Raw genomic sequence first — 24271 nt, 5'->3', positions numbered from 1 at the left:
GCGGCCGTCCTCAGCGATTGGCGTCGGAGTGGGTCATGGCGGTGTAGAACAGCCAGGACACCAGCAGGATGATCAGGAAGTACACCAGGGAGAACGCCGCGGCCGGGCCCAGGTCGAACTGACCGATCGCCATCTGGGTCAGGGTCTGGCTGAGGAAGGTGGTGGCGTTGCCCGGCCCGCCGCCGGTGAGCACGAACGGCTCGGTGTAGATCATGAAGCTGTCCATGAAGCGCAGCATCACCGCGATCAGCAGCACGCTTTTCATCTTCGGCAACTGGATATGCCGGAACACTGCCCAGTTCGACGCCCGGTCAATGCGCGCCGCCTGGTAGTACACGTCCGGGATCGCCCGCAGCCCCGAGTAGCACAGCAGCGCCACCAGCGAGGTCCAGTGCCACACGTCCATCACCAGCACCGTGACCCAGGCATCCATGGTGTTGGCCGCATAGTTGTAATTGATGCCCAGGGCATTCAGCGCCGAGCCCATCAGGCCGATGTCGGCGCGGCCGAAGATCTGCCAGATGGTGCCCACCACGTTCCACGGGATCAGCAACGGAATGGCGAGGATGATCAGCACCACCGACGACCAGCGCCCCTTGCTCGGCATGGTCAGGGCGATGGCTATTCCCAAGGGAATCTCGATCAGCAGCACACAGGCCGAATAGATGAACTGGCGCAGCAACGAGTCGTGCAGGCGCGGGTCGAGCAGCACCTGGCGGTACCAGTCGGCGCCGACGAAATAGCGGCTGGACTGGTCGAAGATGTCCTGCACCGAGTAGTTGACCACGGTCATCATCGGGATCACCGCACTGAAGGCCACCAGCAGGAACACCGGCAATACCAGCCACCAGGCCTTGTTGTTCTGCACTTTGTTCATGGCTGAACCTCGTTCGTGGCGTGGGCCTCCAGCAGGTATTCGTCGGCGTAGACCATCAGCCACTGCGCGGGGAAGCTGATGCAGGCCCTGCCCTGCGGCACTGGCTTGTCTTCGGCCAGGCGCACTTTTAACACCGCGCCGTCGAGGTTCAGGGTCATGATCTTGTAGGTGCCCAGGTCCTCGATGTGGACCACGTCGGCCTGCAGCGCCTCCTCGTAAGGCTCGTCCCAGACATGGATGAATTCCGGGCGGATACCGACTTTCAGGCTCTGGTAATCGCTCTCGGCGATCCGCTGCTGCAAGGCCTCGGGCAGTGCCAGATGGGTGCCGGCGAACCTGACACCGCCGGCCTCTGCCCGGACCTCGATCAGGTTCATCCCCGGGCTGCCGATGAAGTAGCCGACGAAGGTGTGGCTCGGTCGCTCGAACAGCTCCCGCGGGGTGCCGAACTGGACGATCTGCCCGCCGTACATCACCGCGATCTTGTCGGCGAAGGTCGAGGCTTCGAGCTGGTCGTGGGTGACGTAGACCATGGTGATGTTGAACTGCTCGTGGATCTGCTTGAGCTTGCGCCGCAGCTTCCACTTCAGGTGCGGGTCGATCACTGTCAGCGGCTCGTCGAACAGGATCGCCGACACGTCGTCGCGCACCAGGCCGCGGCCCATCGAGACCTTCTGCTTTTCGTCGGCACTGAGGTTGCGCGCCTTCTTGCTCAACAGCGCCTGCAGGTCGAGGACCTCGGCGATCTCCTGCACCTTGCTGTGCACCTTGGCCTCGGCCATGCCCTGGTTGCGCAGCGGGAAGGCCAGGTTGTCGAACACCGTCATGGTGTCGTAGACCACCGGGAACTGGAAAACCTGGGCGATATTGCGCTTCTCGGGAGTCAGCTCGTTGACCACCCGGGTGTCGAACAGCACCTGCCCCTGGGACGGGCTGAGCAGCCCGGAAATGATATTGAGCAAGGTCGACTTGCCGCAGCCGGACGGCCCGAGCAAGGCATAGGCGCCGCCCTGCTCCCAGATGTGGTTCATCTCGCGGATCGCATAGTCCTCGGGACCAGCCGGAGTGCTGGTGTAACTGTGGGCGAGGTTGTGCAAACGGATCTCGGCCATCAGGCAACCCTCGCGACGCGTCGCCCCGGCGCCTGGACCAGACGGCCCTGGGCATCGAAGACGAACAGTTTGTGGGTGGGGATATAAATGCGGATCGGCGCGTCGACGTCATATTCGTGCACGCCGGGCAAGTGCAGCACCAACAGGAATTGTTCGTTGCGCACATGCAGGAAGGTTTCCGAGCCGCTGATTTCCGCGACCTCGACGGTCACCGCCAGCTCCAGGTCGTCGTCGTTGCTCGGCACCAGGGAGATATGGCTGGGACGCACGCCAAAGCGGAACTCACCCTCGCCGACCGGGCGCAGATCGACGTTCAGCGGAAAGTGCACGAAGTTGGCGAAGCTCACTTCATTGCCCGCGATGCGCCCCGGCATCAGGTTGATCGGCGGTTCGGAGAACAGCTCGGCGGCCAGCACCGTCTGGGGCTGGTGATAGACCTCGGCGGTCTTGCCGCTCTGCACCAGGCGCCCCTCATGGAGAATGGTGGTAGTGCCGCCCAAAGCCAGCGCCTCGTTGGGCTCGGTGGTGGCGTAGATGGCGATGGTGTGGCGGGCCTGGAACAGCTCGCGCATCTCCTGGCGCAGCTCTTCACGCAGCTTGTAGTCGAGGTTGACCAACGGCTCGTCGAACAGGATCAGCTCGGCATCCTTGACCAGCGCGCGGGCCATCGCCGTGCGCTGCTGCTGGCCGCCGGACAGCTCCAGCGGATGGCGCTGCAGGAACTTCTCGATCCGCAGCATCTTCGCCGTCTCCAGCACCTTGCTCTCGATCAGTTGCGCGGCGACACCGGCCTGGCGCAGCGGCGAGGCGATGTTCTCGAACACGGTCATGGTCGGGTAGTTGATGAACTGCTGATAGACCATCGACACGTTGCGCAGCCGCACCGGGCGCCCGGTGACGTCCACGCCATTCATCAGGATGCGTCCGCTGGCGGGCTTGTCGAGCCCGGCGATCAAGCGCATCAGGCTGGTCTTGCCGGACAGCGTACGTCCCAGCAGGACATTGAAGGAACCGGGTTCAAAGCGCAGCGAGATGTCATCGATCCAGGTCTGGCCCTCGACGACACGGCTGACGTGTTCCAGCGTTAATGACATGGCTCGGCCTTTTTTATTATTGGAGTCAAGCGACCGGAGCAGCAGAGCGACTTTCGTGCCAGAACCGCGGCAGCACACCAAGCCACTGATAAGCCTGATATTTATTCCAAGACAGGTTATCCGCGGGTTCATAGCTGAACAGAAATGAACAACCCGCACTGAACAACTGAACAGTCCGGCGGTTGACAATGAACAAGAGTGAACAACACTGGATGGACGTTTTTGCCGGCAAGATTGCTTCTTGTAGCCGCTGCCGCGGGCTGCAACTACAAAGGCCAGGCCATACGCCAATAACAACAATAAAAGCGTTTTCAGAGACCTACCGCCATGAGCGCACCTGCCTCACCGCTGTCTCACGAGACCATCATCAAGGACTCCTGGAGCCGCTGCCGGGCCTTTGGCCTCAGCCACCAGAGCGCCCCCGCTTTCGATCAACTGCCCGCCGAGCGTATCGCCCAGCTACTGGAGAGCCAGCATGCCCTGGTGCAGACCACCCACCAGGAAGTCCTGCCCTACTACGAGAACATCCTCAGCAACTCCAATTGCCTGATCATGCTCGCCGACAACCAGGGCCAGGTGCTGACCTCCTGGGGCACCCAGCGTTTTATCGAGCCGAGCCTGGCCCGTGGTTTCAGTGCCGGCGCCAGCTGGCTGGAACACTGCAGCGGGACCAATGCCATCGGCACCGCCCTGGCCTGCGAGCAGGCGGTGCATATCGAGCACGATGAACACTTTCTCAAGGCCAACCGCTTCATGACCGGCTCGGCCGCGCCGATCTTCGATGCCGAGCGCCGGGTGATCGCGGTGCTGGATGTCTCCAGCGACAGCTACCTGCCGCCCTCCCACACCCTGGGCATGGTCAAGATGATGAGCCAGACGGTGGAGAACCGGCTGATCCTCAACCTGTTCGAAGGCCGGCATTTCCAGCTGACCTTCAACACCGGCCTGAACAACCTCGACAGCCAGTGGGCCGGCTTGCTGATCTTCGATGAAAGCGGCCAGGTGCTCTCGGCCAACCGCCGCGCCGACAACCTGCTGGGCATCAGCCTGTCGCGGGTCGGCATCGAAAGCCTGTTCAAGGTGTCCCTGCTGGAACTGCTCAACCAGCCCGAAGGCCTGCCCTTCGCCCTGCAGGCCGCCGGACGCAACCGCTTCCATTGCCTGCTCAAGCGTCCAAGGCAGGTGCCGATCCAGGCCCGGGTCTTCGCCGAAGCGCCTGCCCGCCCGGCCCCCGCCAACGCCGATGCCATCGGCCTGAACACCCTGCACTTCGGCGACAGCCGCGTAGAGAAAGCCGTGCGCCAGGCCGAACGGCTGCTGGAAAAGGACATTCCGTTGTTGATCCACGGCGAAACCGGCGTCGGCAAGGAAGTCTTCGTCAAGGCGCTGCACCAGGCCAGCTCGCGGAGCAAACAGGCATTCATCGCCGTCAACTGCGCGGCGATCCCCGCCGAACTGGTGGAGTCCGAGCTGTTCGGCTATGAAAAAGGCGCCTTCACCGGCGCCAACCAGAAAGGCAGCATCGGCCTGATCCGCAAGGCTGACAAAGGCACGCTGTTCCTCGACGAAATCGGCGACATGCCCCTGCCGACCCAGGCCCGCCTGTTGCGGGTGCTGCAGGAGCGCTGCGTGCAGCCGGTGGGCAGCAGCGAACTGTTCCCGGTGGACATCCGCATCATCTCGGCGACCAACCGCTCCCTGCGCGAACAGGTGCAACTCGGGCGCTTCCGCGAGGACCTGTATTACCGCATCGGCGGCCTGACCCTGGAGTTGCCGCCCCTGCGCGAACGCAGCGACAAGCAGGCGCTGTTCAAGCGCATCTGGGAGCAGCACCGCGAGCCCGGCCAATGGGCCGGGCTCAGCCGCGAAGTCCAGGACCTCTTCGAGCGCCACCCCTGGCCGGGCAACCTGCGCCAGGTCAGCAGCGTGATGCAGGTGGCGCTGGCCATGGCCGAAGACCAGCCGATCCGCGCCGAGCACCTGCCGGACGACTTTTTTGTCGACCTGGACATGGAGCCAGCCGCCAGCCACGAACCGCCCGGCGACATCGCCCTGGAAGACAGCGCCGACCTGCACCGCCAGCTCAAGGCCGTGGGCGGCAACATTTCCCAGCTGGCGCGACGGCTGGGGGTGAGTCGCAATACCCTCTATAAAAGATTGCGTCAGCAGGAGGATTGATCCCCCGCCCCCTCCATCCCCAAATGGCAAGCAAACAAAAACCCGCACAAGGCGGGTTTCTGTTTGTAGCCAGTACCGCGATCAGTCAGCCAGACGCCAAGTAGTCCCACCCTTGCCGTCTTCCAGCACCACGCCCATGGCGGTGATCTGGTCGCGGATGCGGTCAGACTCGGCCCAGTCCTTGTTGGCACGGGCCGCCAGGCGCGCCTGGATCAGCGATTCGACCTGCGCCGCGTCGACCCGGCCGGCGGCACCGGCCTGCAGGAAGTCGTCGGCTTCCAGTTGCAGCACACCCAGCACATCCGCCAGTTCCCGCAGGCGCGCCGCCAGACCGGCCGCCGCATTGAGATCGCTCTCACGCAGACGGTTGATCTCGCGCACCATCTCGAACAGCACCGCACAGGCTTCCGGGGTGCCGAAGTCGTCGTTCATCACCTCGGTGAAACGCTCGACGAAGGCTTCGCCACCGGCGGCCGGCACGCTCGGCAGGCCCTTGAGGGCATGGTAGAAACGCTCCAGGGCGCCCTTGGCGTCCTTGAGGTTGTCTTCCGAGTAGTTGATCGCGCTGCGGTAGTGGCTCGACACCAGCAGGTAACGCACCACTTCCGGATGGTACTTGTCGAGCACGTCGCGAATGGTGAAGAAGTTGTTCAAGGACTTGGACATCTTCTCGCCATTGATGCGGATCATGCCGCAATGCATCCAGGCATTGGCGTAGGTCTTGCCGGTGGCCGCCTCGCTCTGGGCGATCTCGTTTTCATGGTGCGGAAACTCGAGGTCGCTACCGCCGCCATGAATGTCGAAAGTCTCGCCCAGGCAGCAGGTCGACATCACCGAGCATTCAATGTGCCAGCCCGGACGCCCGGCGCCCCATGGCGATTCCCAGCTCGGCTCGCCCGGCTTGGCGGCTTTCCACAGCACGAAGTCCAGCGGGTCCTGTTTCGACTCGTCGACTTCGATGCGCGCGCCGATGCGCAGGTCTTCGATCTTCTTGCGCGACAGCTTGCCGTAACCCATGAACTTGGCCACGCGGTAGTACACGTCGCCGTTGCCCGGCGCGTAGGCGTAGCCCTTGTCGATCAGGGTCTGGATCATCGCGTGCATGCCGGCGATATGGTCGGTGGCGCGCGGCTCCATGTCCGGCTTCTTGATGTTCAGGCGCGCTTCGTCTTCGTGCATCGCCGCGATCATGCGCTCGGTCAGCGCTTCGAACGACTCGCCGTTCTCGTTGGCCCGATTGATGATCTTGTCGTCGATGTCGGTGATGTTGCGCACATAAGTCAGGTCGTAACCGCTGAAACGCAGCCAGCGGGTCACCAGGTCGAAGGCGACCATGCTGCGACCGTGGCCCAGGTGGCAGTAGTCGTACACGGTCATGCCGCACACGTACATGCGCACCTTGTTGCCATCGAGCGGCTTGAAGACTTCTTTGCTCTTGGTGAGCGTGTTGTAGATCGTTAGCACAAGGAGTTCCTTAACTGATCACTGACCCCAGGAGTCGCGCAGGGTCACGGTACGGTTGAATACCGGTGCGCCCGGTTTCGAGTCCTTGATATCCGCGCAGAAGTAACCTTCGCGCTCGAACTGGAAACGGTCTTCCGGCTGTGCGTTGCCCAGCGAGGGTTCGGCACGACAACCAGTGAGGACCTGCAGGGAGTCAGGGTTGATGTTGTCCAGGAAACTTGCGCTGTCTTCGGCCTTCTCCGGGTTCGGCGAACGGAACAGACGGTCGTACAGGCGCACTTCGCACTCGACGCTGGCGGCGGCCGGCACCCAGTGGATCACGCCCTTGACCTTGCGCCCTTCCGGGTTCTTGCCCAGGGTGTCCGGATCGTACGAGCAACGCAGCTCGACGATGTTGCCGTCGGCATCCTTGATCGCCTCGTCGGCGCGGATCACGTAGCTGCCGCGCAGGCGCACTTCGCCGGCCGGCTCCAGGCGCTTGTAGCCCTTTGGCGGCTCTTCCATGAAGTCGTCGCGGTCGATGTAGATTTCACGGGCGAACGGCAGTACCCGCACCCCCATGTCTTCTTTCGGGTGGCGCGGCAGTTCGAGGTTCTCGACCTGGCCTTCCGGGTAGTTGGTGATCACCACCTTCAGCGGACGCAGCACGCACATGGCGCGCGGGGCGCTGTGGTCGAGGTCGTCACGGATGCTGAATTCGAGCATGCCGAAGTCCACCACGCCGTCGGAACGGTTGGTGCCGACCATTTCGCAGAAGTTGCGGATGGATTTCGGCGTGTAGCCACGACGCCGGAAGCCCGACAGGGTCGACATGCGCGGGTCGTCCCAGCCGTTGACGTGCTTCTCGTCCACCAGTTGCTTGAGCTTGCGCTTGCTGGTGATGGTGTAGTTCAGGTTCAGGCGGCTGAACTCGTACTGGCGCGGCTGCGCCGGCACCGGCAGGTTCTCGAGGAACCACTCGTACAGCGGACGGTGGCTTTCGAACTCCAGGGTGCAGATCGAGTGGGTAATGCCTTCGATGGCGTCCGACTGGCCGTGGGTGAAGTCGTAGTTCGGGTAGATGCACCACTTGTCGCCGGTCTGGTGGTGATGCGCATGGCGGATGCGGTACATGATCGGGTCGCGCAGGTTCATGTTCGGCGAGGCCATGTCGATCTTGGCCCGCAGCACGCGTGCGCCATCCGGGAATTCACCCGCCTTCATGCGGGCGAACAGGTCCAGGTTCTCTTCCACCGAACGGTCACGGAACGGGCTGTTCTTGCCCGGCTCGGTCAGGCTGCCACGGTATTCCTTGGCTTGCTCGGGGGTCAGGTCGTCGACATAGGCCTTGCCCGCCTTGATCAGCTCCACCGCCCATTCGTGCAACTGGTCGAAGTATTGCGAGGCGTAGCGCACTTCACCGGCCCACTCGAAGCCCAGCCACTTGACGTCGCTTTCGATGGCATCGATGTATTCCTGGTCTTCCTTGGCCGGGTTGGTGTCGTCGAAGCGCAGGTGGGTGACGCCACCGAATTCCTGGGCCAGCCCGAAGTTCACGCAGATCGACTTGGCGTGACCGATGTGCAGGTAGCCGTTGGGCTCCGGCGGGAAGCGGGTCACGATCTGTGTGTGCTTACCCGAGTCCAGGTCCGCCTGGATGATCGGGCGCAGGAAGTTGACCGGCACGGCCGGTCCGGTCTTGGAATTCGAGGTAGGGTCGACAGTGGGCTTGCTCATAGGATCCTTGAACGTACAAGTGCGCGGCCGGTGCGGCCTGATAAATCAAAACGGATATCATAGCCGATGCGGTCAAGCCCCTGACAGAGCGGGCTTTAAATCTGCCGTGATTAATCCGTCGCAAATGAAAAAACAGCCTCGAATTTCACGCTCGGCACGCTAAACTGCGCACCTTGGCGGATTTTTGCCAGCGCGGTTCCGGCCCGCGGGCCCCAGGCCCGCCTCCCGGAACCCGGGAATTCCTTGAAAACGCTCCTCCTTATAAAGAGTACCGATCATGACTCAAGTCAAACTGACCACCAACCACGGCGACATCGTGCTGGAACTGAACGCCGAGAAAGCCCCGGTCACCGTGGCCAACTTCGTCGAATACGTTAAAGCCGGTCATTACGAAAACACCGTATTCCACCGCGTCATCGGTAACTTCATGATCCAGGGCGGCGGTTTCGAGCCAGGCATGAAAGAGAAGAAAGACAAGCGTCCAAGCATCCAGAACGAAGCCGACAACGGTCTTTCCAACGACAAGTACACCGTCGCCATGGCCCGCACCATGGAGCCGCATTCGGCTTCCGCGCAGTTCTTCATCAACGTCGCCGACAACAGCTTCCTCAACCACAGCGGCAAGACCGTCCAGGGCTGGGGCTACGCGGTATTCGGCAAAGTGGTCGCCGGCACCGAAGTGGTCGACAAGATCAAAGGCGTGGCCACCACCATGAAGGCCGGCCACCAGGACGTACCGGCAGAAGACGTGATCATCGAGAAAGCCGAGATCGTTGAGTGATACTGCTGATTTCAGATTTGCATCTGGAAGAGGAACGCCCGGACATTACCCGGGCGTTTCTGGATTTACTGGGCGGGCGTGCCCGCTCGGCGCAAGCGCTGTACATCCTGGGAGATTTCTTCGAGGTCTGGATCGGCGACGACGCCATGACCCCCTACCAGCTTTCCATTTGCCAGGCACTGCGCGAGCTCAGCGACAGCGGCACGCAGGTTTTCCTGATGCATGGCAACCGCGACTTCATGCTCGGCAAGGCCTTCTGCAAGGCCGCGGGCGCGACCCTGCTCAAGGACCCGAGCGTGGTCGACTTCTACGGCGAGCCGGTGCTGCTGATGCACGGCGACAGCCTGTGCACCCGCGACGAAGCCTATATGCGCATGCGCCGTTACCTGCGCAACCCGGTTTCGCTGTGGATCCTCAGGCACCTGCCGCTGCGCACCCGGCACAAGCTGGCGCGCAAGCTGCGCAACGAAAGCCGCGCGCAAACCCGCATGAAGGCCAACGACATCGTCGACGTGACCCCGGACGAAGTGCCGCGGATCATGCAGGAGTTCAAAGTGCGGACCCTGGTCCACGGCCACACCCACCGCCCGGCCATCCACAAGTTGCAGATCGGCGACCAGGCCGCCAAGCGCATCGTGCTGGGCGACTGGGACCGCCAGGGCTGGGCCTTGCAGGTGGATGAACAGGGCTTCCAGCTGGCAGCTTTCGACTTCGTCCCGTCGCCGTTGGCGTTGCCCCGCTCGAGCCTGTAGCCGCTGCCGCAGGCTGCGATAAGGCCCGGAGGGTCTTCCGGGGCCTTCCAGGCGAACGCTGCACGTTCTATCGCGAGCAAGCTCGCTCCTACAGAGGGACGTACCTTTTTGTAGGAGCGAGCTTGCTCGCGATAACGCCTCTGCCCCACCGCGATATCAATGCCCCGCCGACGCCGGCCCGGCCTTGGCCGTGAACGGCGGCTTGGCCAGCCACACCAGCAGAATCAGGCCCATGAAGCTCCAGCCCAGCAGCGTGAAGTAGTCCACGGTGGACATCATGTACGCCTGGCCGGTCAGCACCTGGTCCAGCTGCGCGTAGGCCTGGTTGCTGGCACCGCCCAGGGCGCCCAGGGCATCGCGGGTGGCCGGCTCGAAGGTGCTGATGTGTTCACTCATGTAGGCATGGTGCTCGTTCGCCCGACGGATCCAGATCCAGGTGGTCAGCGAAGCGGCGAAGCTGCCACCGAGGGTCCGCAGGAAGGTGGCCAGGCCGGCGCCATCGGCGATCTGGTGCGGTGGCAGGTCCGACATCAGGATGCTCAGGGTCGGCATGAAGAACAGCGCCACGCCGATGCCCATGAACAGCTGCACCAGGGCGATGTGCTGGAAGTCCACTTCGTTGGTGAACCCGGCGCGCATGAAGCAGCTCAGGCCGATCGCCAGGAACGCCAGCCCGGCCAGCAAGCGCAGGTCGAACTTGTGCGCGTACTTGCCGACGAAAGGCGACATCAGCACCGGCAGGATACCGATCGGCGCCACCGCCAGGCCGGCCCAGGTCGCGGTATAGCCCATCTGGGTCTGCAACCACTGCGGCAGGATCAGGTTGATGCCGAAGAAGCCGGCATAACCGCCCACCAGCACGATGGTGCCGATGCGGAAGTTGCGGTGGGCGAACAGCCGCAGGTTGACCACCGGATGGCGGTCGGTCATTTCCCAGATCACGAACACCGCCAGGGCAATCACCGAAATCAGCGTACCGATAATGATGAAATTGGATTCGAACCAGTCCAGGTCGTTGCCCTTGTCGAGCACGATCTGCAAGGCGCCGACACCGACGATCAGGCTCAGCAGGCCGATGTAGTCCATCGGCTGGCGACTGGTCACCACCGGCCGTGCCTTCAGCTGTTGCTTGACCACCCAGGCGGCGAACAGGCCGATCGGTACGTTGATGAAGAAGATCCACGGCCAGCTGTAACTGTCGGTGATCCAGCCGCCGAGAATCGGCCCGGCAATCGGCGCCACCACCGTGACCATCGCCAGCAGCGCCAGGGCCATGCCCCTTTTCGCTGGCGGGTAGACCGCGATCAACAGGGTCTGGGTCATCGGGTACAACGGCCCGGCCACCACCCCTTGCAGCACCCGAAAGCCCACCAGCTCGGGCATGGAAGTGGAAATCCCGCAGAGGAACGAGGCCAGCACGAACAGCAGGGTGGCCCAGATAAACAGCTTCACTTCGCCGAAACGCCGGCTCAGCCAGCCGGTCAGCGGCAAGGCGATGGCGTTGCTCACGGCAAACGAGGTGATCACCCAGGTGCCCTGCTCCGAACTCACCCCGAGGTTGCCGGAGATGGTCGGCAAGGCCACGTTGGCGATGGTGGTGTCGAGCACCTGCATGAAGGTCGCCAGCGACAGGCCGATGGTGCTGAGCAACAGGCTGGGCGGCGTGAAAGAGGCGTTATTGCTCATCGCGAATCCTATGAAGCGAGGCTGGCGCCGCGGCCGCTAACGGCCGCAGCAGAGGGATCGGCGAATCAACGCTGCGCGGTCTTGCCGATGGCGGCGCTGTTGTCGTGGATCAGGCGAGCGATCAGCGCATCGGCCTCGCTCAACTGGCGGTCGTAGACGTTGGTACTGAACGACGCCTTTTGTGGCGGCTGCTGGGCCAGCACCGGGCCGCTCTGGTCGTGCAGGTCGACGTTGACCACCGTCGACAGGCCGACCCGCAGTGGGTGCCTGGCCAGTTCTTCGGCGTTCACGTGGATGCGCACCGGCACCCGCTGCACGATCTTGATCCAGTTGCCGGTGGCGTTCTGCGCCGGCAACAGGGCGAAGGCACTGCCAGTACCAGCGCCCAGGCTGTCGATGGTGCCGCTGTACTTGACCTCGCTGCCGTAGATATCGGCCTCGATGTCCACTGGCTGGCCGATGCGCATGTCACGCAGCTGGGTTTCCTTGAAGTTGGCGTCGATCCACAGCTGGTCGAGCGGGATCACCGCCATCAACGCGGTGCCCGGCTGTACCCGCTGGCCCAGTTGCACGGTGCGCTTGGCGACATAACCGGTCACCGGCGCGATCAGCGTGCTGCGGGCATTGGTCAGGTAGGCCTGGCGCAGTTGCGCGGCAGCCGACTGCACGTCCGGATGGTTGGAGACCACGGTGTCGTCCACCAGCGCGTTGGTGGTGTTGAGCTGCTGCTGGGCATTGGCCAGGGCGTTCTGCGCCGAGGTCAGGTCATCGCGGGCGTGGGACAGTTCTTCCTGGGAAATCGCCCCGCTGGTGGCGAGGGTCCGGCGACGGTTGAAGTTGTCCTGGGCTTTCTGCACTTCGGCCTTCTGCGCCGCCACCTGGGCGCGCATGCCGTCGACGTTGCTGTACAAACCGCGCACCTGGCGCACGGTGCGGGCCAGGTTGGCCTCGGCGCTTTGCAGGCCGACCTCGGCATCGTTGGGGTCGAAGTTGATCAGCACCTGGCCTTCGTGGACCAGGTCGCCATCGTCGGCGCCGATGCTGACCACCGTGCCGGTGACCAGCGGGGTGATCTCCACCACGTTGCCGTTCACATAGGCGTCGTCGGTGCCTTCATTCCAGCGTCCGTAGAGTTCATACCAGGCAAAGACCCCCAGCCCGCCCAGGACGATCAGCGCCACCAGGCCCAGCAGCATGACCTTGCGTTTGCGCGGGTTGGCGCTGTCCGGCGTATTTTCAGGAGCGTTGTTGGTTTCGACAGTGGCCATGATGAGTACCTTGAATTATTGATTGCGCGAGGCTGGGGTCGGAGTGGCCGCGGCCAGATTGTCGGTCTGGAAACCACCGCCCAGGGCTTGCATCAGTTGGATCGACAGGTTGATCTGCTGGGCATTCAGGGTCGCCAGCTGACGCTGGGCCTGCAGTAATTGCTGCTCGATGCTGAGCACGTCCAGGTAATTGCCGATCCCCGAGCCGTAGCGCTGGACCACGGTGTCGTAGGAGTCCTGGGCGATGTCGGTGGCGTGTTGCTGGGCGGCGATCTGCCGACCGATGTCACGCAGCTGGAAAATGGTGTCGCTGACATCCCCCAAGGAATTCACCAGGCTCTTGTTGTACTGCGCCACGGCCAGGTCGTAGTCGGCGTCCCGGGCATCCAGGTCGGCGCGCAGGCGGCCACCGTCGAAGATCGGCAGCGACACGGTCGGGGCGATGTTGAAGAAGCGGCTGGCCGATCCGAACATCGCATCCCCCAGCAACGCTTGAGTGCCGGCGGCAGCGCTCAGGTTGAGGTTGGGGTAGAAGTTGGTCTTGCCGGCGTCGATGCTCTTGCTCGCCGCCTCGACCCGCCAGCGCGCGGCCACCAGGTCCGGACGGCGGCCCAGCAGTTCCGCCGGCAGCACCGATGGCAACGCCACCGCGCTGGCCTGGAGGACTTTCGGCCGGGCGATGTCGTTGCCCCGGTCGGGGCCTTTGCCGAGCAATACCGCGAGGGCGATCTTGGCGCTCTGCAGGTTTTTCTCGGCGTCGATCAGGCTGGCTTCGGAGCTGGCCTCCAGGCTTTCGGTCTGCTGGTACTGATACTGGCTGTCGATGCCCGAGCTCAGGCGCTTCTGGCTCAGCTCGAGCATCTGCCGGGTGCGCTTGAGGTCTTCATCGGCCAGGTCATGGACGATATGCGCCTGGCCCAGGTCGCTGTAGGCACGGGCCACGTCGGCGGCCAGGGTCAGTTGCGCGGCCTGGCGATCGATCTCGGCGGCGCGCGCCTGGCCCAGGGCGGCTTCCCAGGTATCGCGCTGGCCGCCCCAGAGGTCGAAGGTGTAATTGAAGGTGCCCGTCAGGCTGCGCAGGGTGCTGTAGTTGTCGCCCTGCCCCCTCGGGTCCTGCGAGCGAGACAGGCGCGAGCGGCTGACACTGCCGCTGGCATCCAGGGTCGGCATGCGTGCCGCATCCGCGGCATAGGCCGCCGCGCTGGCCTGGTGCGCGCGGGCGCTGGCGATCTGCATGTCGGGGCTGTCGTGCAGGGCTTCGCGGATCAGGCCATCGAGCTGTGGATCGCCCAGGCTCTTCCACCAGTCGCTCTTCGGCCAGGCCGCCGGCGACAGGGTCACGCCACTCAGGGATTGTCCGGCCTTGAGGGATTTGGCATCGAGGCTCACCCCTTCGGTTGTCAGGCCGCTGTAGTTGGCACATCCGGCCAGGCTCATGGCCAGCAGTACCAGGCTGAAACGGGTACGCAAGGTTTTACTGCTCATTTACTTATCACCTACCCGCAACACGGTGATCGGGTCACCGGCCGCCAGCAAAATTTTCTTGAGGATCTGTTCCAGGGTTTTCAACTCTTCGGGGGTGATGGCGCCCGCCAGTTCGTTCATGGCGTTGGCGCCGATGTGCGGCAGGCAGTCGGCGAGCTTCTGGCCCTCCTCGGTGAGCACCAGGCGCACCTGGCGGCGGTCGTGCTCCGAACGTTGGCGGGCGAGGAAGTCCTTCTGCTCCAGGCGATCGAGCATGCGGGTCATGGAACCGCTGTCGAGGGACAGGTAGCGGCACAGCTCGGCCGGGGTGTCGACGCCGAACTGGGCCATGATGATCAGCACCTTGAACTGCGCGGCGGTGATGCCGTGGGGTTCCATGTGGGTGTCGATGATCCGGTCCTTGAGCAGGGCCGCGCGGCCCAGCAAGAGCCCGAGGTGGCAATTGTGGAAATCGTCTGGGGTGAAGTGCTTCATCTGACCACCTGTTAGCTGCCTAGGCAGCGAAAGTATGTCGAGATGTTACTGCCTAGGCAGCCAATATCCAAACAATAATTAGCATGCTCACTATCAAGCTAATTAATGGGAAAGCCTTGACGTCGAAAATCGGGGGGAGGAATACCGCTTGGAGGGGTGGCGAAAGCCCGTCCCCTCGCCAAAGGGGACGGGCTTGCCGACCGCTATCAGAAGTCGCGCTTGTAGAAGATGTCCAGCGAGCTGGCGACGCCGCTGGCCGCTTCCAGGTAGACCTTTTTGCTCAGTTTGTAGCGCAGGGCGATGGTGTTGGCCGGTTCGAAGACCCCCACCCCGTACCGCAGGCTGAGGCGCTCGGAGATATTGCCGCTGGCCACCACGCTGGTGGTGTTGCCACTGCCCTGGGTGTCGAGCTGGAAGTCTTCGATCCCCAGGTTCTTGGCCAGCCCGCCGGTGATGTTCGAGCTGCCCATCAGGCCAAGGCCCAGGGCGGCTTGCGCCAGCATGTTGTTGTCCTCGCCGGTGGTGCTCAAGGGACGCCCGAGCACCAGGTAGGACAGCGCCTGTTCCTGGCTCATCGCCGGCTCCGAGAAGATCTGCGTGGTCGGCTGTTCGGCGCTGCCACTGAGGCGGATCCCGGCGATCACGTCATCGGTCTGGCGGATCGCCTCGATGTCCAGGTACGGCTGGTCGATCGGCCCGGCGAACAGCAGGCGCGCCCGGCGCACGGTCAGGCGCTGGCCGTAGGCGCGGTAGCGGCCGTCGTTGAGCCACAGTTCGCCACGGGTGTCCATGTTGTCGCCGATGTGCACGTGGCCTTGCAGGTTGGCGGTCAGGCCGAAACCGGTGAAGCTGAGCTTGTCCTCGCCGACCACCACGTCGATGTCCATCGCCATGGCCATCGGCGCTTTGCCCTCCTCGGTCTGGTGGCCGATGATCACCGTGTCGTCCGACACCTTGACCGTCGATGGCGGCAATTCGCGAACGGTGATTTCGCCCTTGGGCACGTGGACCTTGCCGGCGATCGCCAGCTTGTCGTCCTTCATCGAGATCTTCAGGTCCGGCGCCACGTCCAGCACCGCATAGGGCTCGACGGTGACCGGCAGCTGCGAGCCTTTCAGGCTCAGGTCCACCACCAGCGCCTGGCCCCAGGCGATATTGCCGTTCAGGCTGCCCTGCCCGGCCTTGCCGCTCTTCCAGCCACCGCTCAACTGCACATTTTCACCGGCGATCAGCGCCTGCAATTGCAGGTCCTGGAGGCTGATGGGCAATTCGGGACCGGAGACTTCGCCACCGCTGAGCGCCAGGCTGCCGTTGACCTGCGGCGCCAGCAGTCCACCGGAGATGCGCCCGCTGCCATTGAGGGTGCCGGCAAGCTTCTCGACCATCGGCACGAACGGCCGCGCCACCGCCAGGTCCAGGCCGCTAAGGCGGAACTCGCCGGACAGCGGCTTGTTTTTCGGCAACGGATTGATCTGCGCCTGCAGCATCAGCTCACCGAGCTTGCCGCCACTGAACGCCAGCTGCGTGTCGATACGCTTGGGGTTGAGGGTGGTGTCGAGTTTCAGCGTCTGGTACGGGAAGTCCAGCCACTGCTGCTTTTCCTTGACCCGCAAGGTGCCGCCGCTGGCGTCCAGCAGGATCCGCCCCTGCGGGCCGCCGGCCGGTACGTCCAGCTGGATATCGGCATTGAGCCGGCCCTTCCAGGCGAAGTCCTTGGGCAGCCACTGCGCGAGGCTGTCGATCGGGAACTGCTTGAGGCGGTAGCGCAACTTGGGCTCGGGCATCAGCCGCTGATCCTCGCCACACAGGCTGGCATCGCCGCTGGCCCAGCAATGGGCGCCGAAATTGAGCTTGCCGTCGGCCAGGTATTCGAGCTTCGCCGGGGCTTGCAGCCTCCAGTCCTGGCCACCGGTCTGGATATCGCCGCTGGCCAGGCGTCCGCGCCAGTTGCCCTGGTCCAGCTTGCCATCCAGGCCCAGCGCCAGCTTGAGCTGCGGGCCTTGCAGGTCCAGTTGCAACTTCTGGCTCTTGATATCGCCCTGGCCGCTGGCCGTCAGCGTCCCCAGCGAGGTTTCGCCGACCTGGATGCCGGCCCCCTTGAGGTCGATCCGCGCCCGTTGCGCGCTGTCCAGGTTGGCATCGAGCTTGAGGCTCTGCAGGCGATTGTCGGCGAATACCAACTGCTGGCCTTGCAGGTCGAGCTTGCCCTGCGGCGCCTTCAGGGTGCCGGCCACATCGAGGCGGCCGTTGAGCTGGCCACGCAGCTCGGGCCACAGCTGGCCGAGACGTGGCAGCTTGATATCGAGCTGCCCGGCCAGGCGTTGTTGCAGGCGGCCGGAACCGTTGATGCGGTTGTCGCCCAGGCGGATGTCCAGGGCGCTCAGGTTCCACTGCTCGCCAGCGCCATCGGCCTTGGCCTTGGCCTGCAGCACCACGGGCTGGCCGCGCAACTTGCCCTTGAGGTCGAGGTCGGCGTTGAGCTTGAGTTGCTCGTTCTTCATTTCGCCCTGGCTGCGCAGCGGTCCAGCTAACGTACCCGGCAGCTCGGCGACCCAGTACGCCGGATTGATCGCCGACAGATCCAGCGCGGTATCCCAGGCGATGCCGTCGGCGAATTGCAGGTTCAGGTGGCCTTCGGCCTTGCCCTGGCCGGCCGCCAGCTTGAACTGGGGCAGGAAGATTTTCGTCAGGTCGCCGCTGAACGGGCTGCTGAGGCTGAACGCCCCCGCCGGGCCATCGAGGTCGCCCTTGAAGTTGCCCAGGTAGTTGCCATCGCGGTAGGCGACTTCAGCATTGAAACGGCGCACCGCCACCGCGGGTTCTTCGATCAGCGGGTACAGGCGATGCCAGGGGAAATCCAGCCAGTCGAGCTTGGCTTCGGCGTTCAGGCCCTGGCTCCAATCCAGCTGGCCGGTCAACTTGAGGTTTTGCTTGTCGTTGGCGGTCAGGTCCAGCGCGGCGATCTGCGCGCCCTTGGCGTCGACCTTGCCTTGCAGCGCCAGTGCCACCGGCCCCTGCTCGGCCGGCAAGGTGGCCTTGCCCAGCAGTTGGTAACCCGCCTTGAGATCACCTTTGCCGGTCAGTTCCAGCTGATTGAGCATCAGGGTATCGGGCAGATCGGCGCTGGCCTTGAAGCCATCGGCGGTGATCCGCACCTCGGCCGGCAGGTTCTCCGCCAGCGGTTGCAGCTCACCGCTCAACCGGCCTTGCAGATAACCGCTGCTGTCGGCCGCAAGCTTGAGGGTCTTCAACAGGTCGCCGTCGACCTTCAGCGCCAGCGCCCAGGGTTCGCTGCCGGGCGCCGGCAGGGTCAGGGTACCGGTGGCGCTCAATGGCCAGTCGCCGCTGGGCGACAACAAGCCCGAAAGTTTGAGGCTGAGGTCGTCGCGTTGCAGACTCACCGAGTCGATCTGCAAGCCCTTGGCCGTCCACTGCGCCGCCAGTTGCAGGCCCTTGAGCTCTTCGGCGCCATTGAACTGCAGGCTGCCGACCCGCACCTGACCCAGCTCGATAGCCAGGGGCAGTTGCAGATCCGGCAGGCTGATCGGGCCGCTGCTTTCTTCTTCCGCACCCGGCGGGAATTGCAGGCTGACCTGCTCCACGTCCAGTTGCTCGATGCACAGGGTCATGCGCATCAGGCACGCCGGCGACCAGGCGAATTTCGGCGCCTGGAGTTCGACCCGGCTGCTGTCTTGCTGCCACAACAGGTGATCGGCGCTCCACTGCCCGCCCAGGCGGCCGGCGAAGTTCTCCACCGTCAAGCCCGGCACCAGGCCCAGGGCCCAGCGACTGCCGGCCTGGGTGCCGAGTATCGAAGCCAGCGCCAGTATCAGCACCGCCACCAGTACAAGCAGCGCCAGCGCCGCGATCTTCAAACCACGCTTCACAGCTCTGGCCCCATGGAAAAGTGCAAGCGAATGCCGCCGTCGTCGTCCAGCGCACGGGCCAGGTCGAGACGGATCGGCCCCACCGGGGAGATCCAGCGCACACCGACACCGACCCCGGTCTTGAGGTTCGGCAGTTCAAGTTTGTCGAAGGAGTTGCCCTGGTCGACAAAGGTCGCCAGGCGCCATTTTTCCGCGATGGAGTACTGGTACTCGACGCTGCCGGCCACCATGTAGCGCCCGCCGATCCGGTCGCCGTCGGAGTTCTCCGGCGACAGGCTCTGGTAATCGTAACCACGCACGCTCTGATCGCCACCGGCGAAAAAGCGCAGCGATGGCGGGACCTTCTTGTAACCGTTGGTGGCGCTGCCACCGAACTGCACCCGGCCAAGAAACCGGTGGTTGTCCCACACCGTGGTCAGGCCCTTGAGCAGCACGGTGCCATACAGCAGGTTGGTGTCCGAGCCCAGCCCTTCCTTGGCCACCTTGCTGTCGAATTGCAGGCGATAGCCATTGTGCGGGTCGATGCGGTTATCGCTGCGCAGGTAGGAATAACTGATGCCGGGCATCAACAGGGTACTCAGGCCCGAGTCGTCGCCAAGCCGATATTCCTCGCGCTGCCACTTCAGCGAGATGACCCGCTGCCAGCCGCTGGGCAACTTGCTGTGCCACTCGGGACCGAGGGTGAGCAGCTTGCTCAGGGTGTCGGTATTGGAGATTTCTTCGTTCTGGTAGCCGCCGGCAAAACGCAGCTTGTCGGTCAGCGGCGGGTCCAGCGGTATGTCGTAGAACAGGCCGACGTTCTGCCGCGGCGCGGAGATTTCCGCCTCCCAGCCATAGCTGTGGCCTTGGGCATTGACCCAGTGCCGGGTCCAGTTGGCCTTGGCCCGCGGCCCGACGTCGGTGGAAAACCCCAGGCCCAGGCCCATGGTGCGCGGCTTGCGGGTTTCCAGCTGGACCGCCACCGGAATCACCTCGGCGGCGGCCGCGGTCGGCGCCGCGTCGACCCGCACGCCTTCGAAGTAGCCGCTCGATTGCAGCGCCTGGTTGAGTTCGGCGATCAGTTCGGAATCGTAGGGCGTGCCGGCCTTGAACGGCACCATGCGTTGCAGCAGGTCTTCGTCGAACGGCGTATCGCCGGCAAAACTGACCTTGCCCAGGGCGTAGCGCGGACCGCTTTCGTACACCAGTTCGATATCCGCCACCCCGGCCTGGGGGTCCACGGCCAGCTTCTGCCGGGTGAAACGCCCGCTGAAAAAGCCGTAGCGCGACGCCTGGTTCTGGATCAGCCGCTTGGCGTCTTCGTAATGACCGTGATTGAGGACCGCGCCGCTTTTCAGCTGATCACTTTTGGGCACACGAAAGCCCTTGAGGGAGGCCGCTGGGCCGTCGACCCGGATGGTGACGTTGCGCAGGTGCACCGGCTCGCCAGGATCGATATTCAGCACCAAACGCGGCTTTTCGCCGCCTTTGACTTCGCTGCTGATCTGCGGCTGGTAGTAGCCCAGGGCCTGGGCGGCCTTGCGGGCCTGCTCCTCGGCGCCACGACTGAAGCGCAGCAGCGCCTCCTCGTCGCGATCGCCCACCCCGCCAATGTAGCCTTCCACATTGGCCTTGAGTTCATCGTTGGAGGGTTTGACCCTGACGTCCAATTCGCTTTGCGCCAGTGCCGCACAGCTTGTGAACAGCAGCAACAAGCCGCTGGTGAATCTTCCTGAAAACTTCATAGGCGCGAATGCTATCACGAGCTGGGAGCCCGATAGAGCGCACAAATGTGAGGAAAGTTCTGTTCAGCCGGTCGCGCTTTGCAGAACCTGCGGGTTGGCGTGAAAGAAAACGTGCTCACGGATCGGACCGACAGCGATCTCGCCAATCTCTTCGTAACCCTGGCGCTCATAGAACGCCAGGTAACGCGGGTTGCCGGTGTCCAGCACCACGCCCTGGGAATGCTCGTCCACCGCGCACCAGTTGTGCACCGCCTGCAGCAACTGCTCACCGAAATGCCTGCCCTGGAACTGCGGGTGCACGCCCAGCAATGGCAGGACGTGCACCGAGTCGGTGGGCAGGCAACCCAGCACTGCCGCGTGATAGTCCAGGTAACGCCGGGTGCAACGGAAACCGGTACTGAGCACCATGCGCAAGCGCCAGGCCCAGCTCTCGGTAATGCCCAGGCGACGCTGGGGTGGCGCGATCAGGGCGATGCCGATCAGCCGGTCGTTGACCAGCAGGCCAATGGCCGGCAGGTCCTGAATGAAGTGCTGCTTGACCAGCTCCCGCACCGTGGCCCGCACCCGCTGCTCGTAACCCGGGCGTTCGGACTCGAACAGATAGGCGAAGGTCGGCTCGTGGCGATAAGCCTGGTACAGCAGGGAACGGGCTTCGCGCGCGTAGCCGCTGTCGAGCATATGAATGTCGGCGATGGCAGTCGAGGTTTCAGGCATGGCGATGGGTCTCCCCCTGGGGCCGGCTTGAAGTGGCCGCGCTGAATGGCGGCGAACATGTGCCAGTTCTTGATGTGCTTCATAGCTACGAGCCTTCCAGGCCCGCGATCGTTCCACTACGCTGCGCTGCTCATGGACCTTAGCAGCGCAGCCGCCACGCCGCCACGCTGGCCGCCGCGCGACTTGTCGGCTAGCATCGCAGTTTTGCCAGGACTGCCGACCATGAAGATCGTCTCGTTCAACATCAACGGGCTGCGCGCCCGCCCCCATCAGCTGGCGGCGCTGATCGAAAAGCATCAACCGGACATCATCGGCCTGCAGGAAACCAAGGTATCGGACGACCAGTTCCCCCTGGCCGAAGTCCAGGCGCTGGGCTATCACGTGAATTTCCACGGGCAGAAAGGCCACTACGGCGTCGCCCTGCTTTCGCGCCAGGCGCCACTGGACCTGTACAAAGGCTTCGACGGTGACGATGAAGACGCCCAGCGGCGTTTTATCTGGGGCACCTTCGTCGACGCCAACGGCACCCAGGTAACCATCATGAACGGCTACTTCCCCCAGGGCGAAAGCCGCGACCACCCCACCAAGTTCCCGGCCAAGCAGCGTTTCTACAGCGACCTGCAGCACCTGCTGGAAACCCGTTTCAGCAACGAGCAGCCGCTGGTGGTCATGGGTGATGTGAACATTTCCCCGGAAGACTGCGACATCGGCATCGGCCCGGACAACATGAAACGCTGGCTGAAAACCGGCAAGTGCAGCTTCCTGCCGGAAGAGCGCGAGTGGATGGACCGCCTGAAGAACTGGGGCCTGGTCGACAGTTTCCGTCACCTCAATCCCGAGGTGGTCGATCGCTTCAGCTGGTTCGACTACCGCAGCCGCGGTTTCGAGGACGAGCCCAAGCGCGGCCTGCGCATCGACCTGATCATGGCCTCCCGCGGCCTGCTGCCACGGATCAAGGATGCCGGGGTCGACTACGACCTGCGCGGCATGGAAAAGCCTTCCGACCACGCACCGATCTGGCTCGAACTGAGCTGATCGCCAGGCACAAAAAAGCCCATCCTGCGATGGGCTTTTTTTTATGGCTTCAGCGTCTCAACACAACTCGACCCGGGTGCTGGTGCCGGCCTGCATGATGGCCTCGATGGCGGACTCACGGGTCGGCTCCGAGTCATACAGGTGGCTGACCAGGATCACCTCCTTGCCGGCCTTGAGATTGAAGTAGGATTTGCCACCAGGGGCGATCTTCTTTTCGTAACTACCCGGGGACGTGCAGTGCTTGCGCAACAGCGCGATGGCTGCCTCGACACTCTCACGACAAGGGTAACGGTCGCTTTGAAGCATGGTCTGCGCGTCCTTGGACTTCAGCAAGAACCTGAAACCTCCGCTGCCATATTGCTTCAGCTCGAACCAGCCACTCATTTCATACTCCTTTGACACAAGCAAATTGCAGCCAGGGCTGCATCGACGCCTGGTGAAGACGAGAATCGGCTTGCGCCAATTCCCCTCCAGACAAAGTTTTCAACTGTACTGAGCCAGCCGTGCCGGGTCTTTAAGAGCATTCCGAAAAGCCACGAGAAGACTCTGATTACCCGCATCAACCGTCATATCTCCGTCACCTCCCTGACTTAATCTCGCCGCACTCGCTCCCGCCATAGAAGGCCATTGCCGCATGTCACGCGTTTGTACCGTCAGTGAACGGGACCTCTGGTGCCGAACCCTCTGCCTGCTGCTGGTCGGCTTCGTTTGCTACGCCCTGCCCTGGTCGGTGTTCGCCGCCCTGCCCCTGGCTGGCGGCGACCAGCCGGTGCTGCGCATCCAGGGTTCCAACACCATCGGTGCCGCGCTGGGCCCGGCCCTGGTCAAGGGCCTGATGCAGGAACAGGGTTTGCTCGACATCCGGATCGAGGCCTCAGGCAAAGACAACGAGCGTCGGTTGACCGGCCAGGATGCCCAGGGCCGGCGCGTGTTCGTCGAGATCGCCGCCCATGGCTCCAGTACCGGCTTTGCCGCGTTGAAGAACGCCAGCGCCGACCTCGCCGCCGCGTCACGACCGATCAAGGACAGCGAACTGGTGGAACTGGAAGCCCTCGGCGACCTGAAAGATCCCGAGGCCGAACAGGTGATCGCCATCGATGGCCTGGCGATCATCCTCCACCCGCAAAACCCGCTGACGCGGCTGGACACCGAACAACTGGCGCGGGTCTTCAGCGGTGAGGTGAAAACCTGGGAAGAACTGGGCGGCATCGGCGGTGCCATTCACCTGTACGCCCGCGATGATCGCTCCGGCACCTACGACACCTTCAAGGAGCTGGTGCTGGCCCAACGCGGCAAGAACCTCAGCGTCACGGCGCAACGCTTCGAGTCCAGCGAGCAGCTCTCCGACGCGGTCAGCCACGATCCCCAGGGCATCGGTTTTATCGGCCTGCCTTATGTGCGCCAGGCCAAGGCCGTGGCGATCGTCGACGGCGGCTCGCAACCAATGTTACCCCTCGACAGCCTGATCGCCACCGAGGACTACCCGCTGTCACGGCGCCTGTACTTCTACCTGTCACCCGACGAGCAAAACCCCTGGGCCCGCGCCCTGGTACGTTTCGCCCAGAGCCCCAGGGGCCAGGCGATAGTCGCGGCCAACGGTTTTATCGCGCAGACGGTGCTGGCCATGAGCGTCACCCCCGCCCCGCAGATGCCCGAGGAGTACCAGGCCATCGCCCGGCAGGCGCAGCGCCTGACCGTGAACTTTCGCTTCGAGGAAGGCAGCGCCACCCTCGACAACAAGGCGCACCAGGATCTGACACGGGTCCTGGATTTTCTCAAGCGCCACGACAAACTAGCCAAGCGCGTGACCCTGGTCGGCTTCGGCGACGCCAAGAACGATCCGGCACGCGCGGCGCTGCTGTCCAAGCTGAGGGCGATGACCGTGCGCCGGGAACTGGTGAGAAACGGTGTGGTGCTGCGCGAGATCCGCGGTTTTGGCGCGCAGATGCCGGTCGCGGCCAATACCGCGGACGAGGGACGGATCAAGAATCGGCGGGTGGAGGTCTGGGTGTATTGAGGGAGGG

At 63.7% G+C, this 24271-nt stretch carries 18 protein-coding genes; 5 read left to right on the top strand and 13 right to left on the bottom strand.

Translation table 11 applies throughout. The features are described from left to right. Positions 1-10: 10 nt before the first annotated feature. From NRG23_RS30760 to NRG23_RS30750, 3 genes are read right to left on the bottom strand one after another with little or no spacing between them, the layout of a single operon-like run. Entirely contained in the window at positions 11-877 is an 867-nt protein-coding gene (locus tag NRG23_RS30760) for a carbohydrate ABC transporter permease (RefSeq protein ID WP_009049796.1), read from the bottom strand. Continuing rightward, a complete protein-coding gene (locus tag NRG23_RS30755; protein WP_016701904.1) occupies positions 874-1989 on the bottom strand; it encodes an ABC transporter ATP-binding protein in 1116 nt (371 codons plus the stop codon). Before NRG23_RS30755 ends, NRG23_RS30760 begins: the two co-directional genes overlap by 4 nt. Beyond that, complete coding sequence (locus NRG23_RS30750) at positions 1989-3083, bottom strand: ABC transporter ATP-binding protein (RefSeq protein ID WP_009049798.1); 1095 nt, start codon at positions 3081-3083, stop codon at positions 1989-1991. The genes NRG23_RS30755 and NRG23_RS30750 overlap by 1 nt, the downstream gene beginning before the upstream one ends. Before the next feature lie 327 nt (positions 3084-3410). Between NRG23_RS30750 and NRG23_RS30745 the strand changes: the two genes are divergently transcribed. Further along, positions 3411-5261, top strand: coding sequence for a sigma-54-dependent Fis family transcriptional regulator (locus NRG23_RS30745; protein ID WP_016701905.1), 1851 nt, complete (start codon positions 3411-3413; stop codon positions 5259-5261). An 81-nt stretch (positions 5262-5342) separates the two neighbouring features. Here the strand turns inward: NRG23_RS30745 and cysS are convergent, their stop codons facing one another. Both cysS and NRG23_RS30735 read right to left on the bottom strand, forming a co-directional pair. Continuing rightward, positions 5343-6725, bottom strand: coding sequence for a cysteine--tRNA ligase (gene cysS / locus NRG23_RS30740; RefSeq protein WP_016701906.1), 1383 nt, complete (start codon positions 6723-6725; stop codon positions 5343-5345). An 18-nt stretch (positions 6726-6743) separates the two neighbouring features. Next, the gene (locus NRG23_RS30735) at positions 6744-8441 is read right to left on the bottom strand and encodes a glutamine--tRNA ligase/YqeY domain fusion protein (RefSeq protein ID WP_009049801.1); all 1698 of its coding nucleotides are present in this window, start codon (positions 8439-8441) and stop codon (positions 6744-6746) included. Between the two features lie 277 nt (positions 8442-8718). On the opposite strand from NRG23_RS30735, the gene NRG23_RS30730 reads away from it, so the two are divergent. Both NRG23_RS30730 and lpxH read left to right on the top strand, forming a co-directional pair. After that, on the top strand, positions 8719-9222 hold the full coding sequence (locus NRG23_RS30730; protein ID WP_007929634.1) for a peptidylprolyl isomerase: 504 nt from the start codon (positions 8719-8721) through the stop codon (positions 9220-9222). Continuing rightward, positions 9219-9974: a UDP-2,3-diacylglucosamine diphosphatase gene (gene lpxH, locus NRG23_RS30725; RefSeq protein ID WP_038633659.1), complete on the top strand. Its 756-nt coding sequence runs from the start codon at positions 9219-9221 to the stop codon at positions 9972-9974. The genes NRG23_RS30730 and lpxH overlap by 4 nt, the downstream gene beginning before the upstream one ends. A 156-nt stretch (positions 9975-10130) precedes the next feature. On the opposite strand, the gene NRG23_RS30720 is transcribed toward lpxH, so the two are convergent. From NRG23_RS30720 to NRG23_RS30690, 7 genes are all read right to left on the bottom strand, one after another. Next, positions 10131-11660, bottom strand: coding sequence for a DHA2 family efflux MFS transporter permease subunit (locus NRG23_RS30720; RefSeq protein WP_009049803.1), 1530 nt, complete (start codon positions 11658-11660; stop codon positions 10131-10133). A 65-nt stretch (positions 11661-11725) separates the two neighbouring features. After that, entirely contained in the window at positions 11726-12928 is a 1203-nt protein-coding gene (locus tag NRG23_RS30715; RefSeq protein WP_257373219.1) for an efflux RND transporter periplasmic adaptor subunit, read from the bottom strand. A gap of 15 nt (positions 12929-12943) precedes the next feature. Beyond that, positions 12944-14413, bottom strand: a complete 1470-nt coding sequence (locus NRG23_RS30710) for an efflux transporter outer membrane subunit (RefSeq protein ID WP_257373218.1) — start codon at positions 14411-14413, stop codon at positions 12944-12946. Then, positions 14414-14887: a MarR family winged helix-turn-helix transcriptional regulator gene (locus NRG23_RS30705; protein WP_009049806.1), complete on the bottom strand. Its 474-nt coding sequence runs from the start codon at positions 14885-14887 to the stop codon at positions 14414-14416. 206 nt (positions 14888-15093) lie between these two features. Next, positions 15094-18774, bottom strand: coding sequence for a translocation/assembly module TamB domain-containing protein (locus NRG23_RS30700; RefSeq protein WP_257373217.1), 3681 nt, complete (start codon positions 18772-18774; stop codon positions 15094-15096). After that, positions 18771-20498, bottom strand: a complete 1728-nt coding sequence (locus tag NRG23_RS30695; RefSeq protein ID WP_009049808.1) for an autotransporter assembly complex family protein — start codon at positions 20496-20498, stop codon at positions 18771-18773. Before NRG23_RS30695 ends, NRG23_RS30700 begins: the two co-directional genes overlap by 4 nt. A 63-nt stretch (positions 20499-20561) precedes the next feature. After that, positions 20562-21212 carry an N-acetyltransferase gene (locus tag NRG23_RS30690; RefSeq protein ID WP_009049809.1) on the bottom strand — a complete coding sequence of 217 codons (651 nt, stop codon included), beginning with the start codon at positions 21210-21212 and terminating at the stop codon, positions 20562-20564. 222 nt (positions 21213-21434) lie between these two features. Between NRG23_RS30690 and xthA the strand changes: the two genes are divergently transcribed. Beyond that, complete coding sequence (gene xthA / locus NRG23_RS30685) at positions 21435-22247, top strand: exodeoxyribonuclease III (RefSeq protein ID WP_016701913.1); 813 nt, start codon at positions 21435-21437, stop codon at positions 22245-22247. A gap of 57 nt (positions 22248-22304) precedes the next feature. Here the strand turns inward: xthA and NRG23_RS30680 are convergent, their stop codons facing one another. Then, positions 22305-22631, bottom strand: coding sequence for a YegP family protein (locus NRG23_RS30680; protein WP_009049811.1), 327 nt, complete (start codon positions 22629-22631; stop codon positions 22305-22307). A gap of 250 nt (positions 22632-22881) precedes the next feature. Between NRG23_RS30680 and NRG23_RS30675 the strand changes: the two genes are divergently transcribed. After that, the gene (locus NRG23_RS30675; RefSeq protein WP_257373216.1) at positions 22882-24264 is read left to right on the top strand and encodes a phosphate ABC transporter substrate-binding/OmpA family protein; all 1383 of its coding nucleotides are present in this window, start codon (positions 22882-22884) and stop codon (positions 24262-24264) included. Positions 24265-24271: the final 7 nt, after the last annotated feature.

Source organism: Pseudomonas sp. T8 (assembly GCF_024610635.1).
GTDB classification, from domain to species: Bacteria; Pseudomonadota; Gammaproteobacteria; order Pseudomonadales; family Pseudomonadaceae; genus Aquipseudomonas; species Aquipseudomonas chlororaphis_I.
Note: the sequence above shows the minus strand (reverse complement) of the source record. Positions and strands in the feature narration are given on the sequence as shown.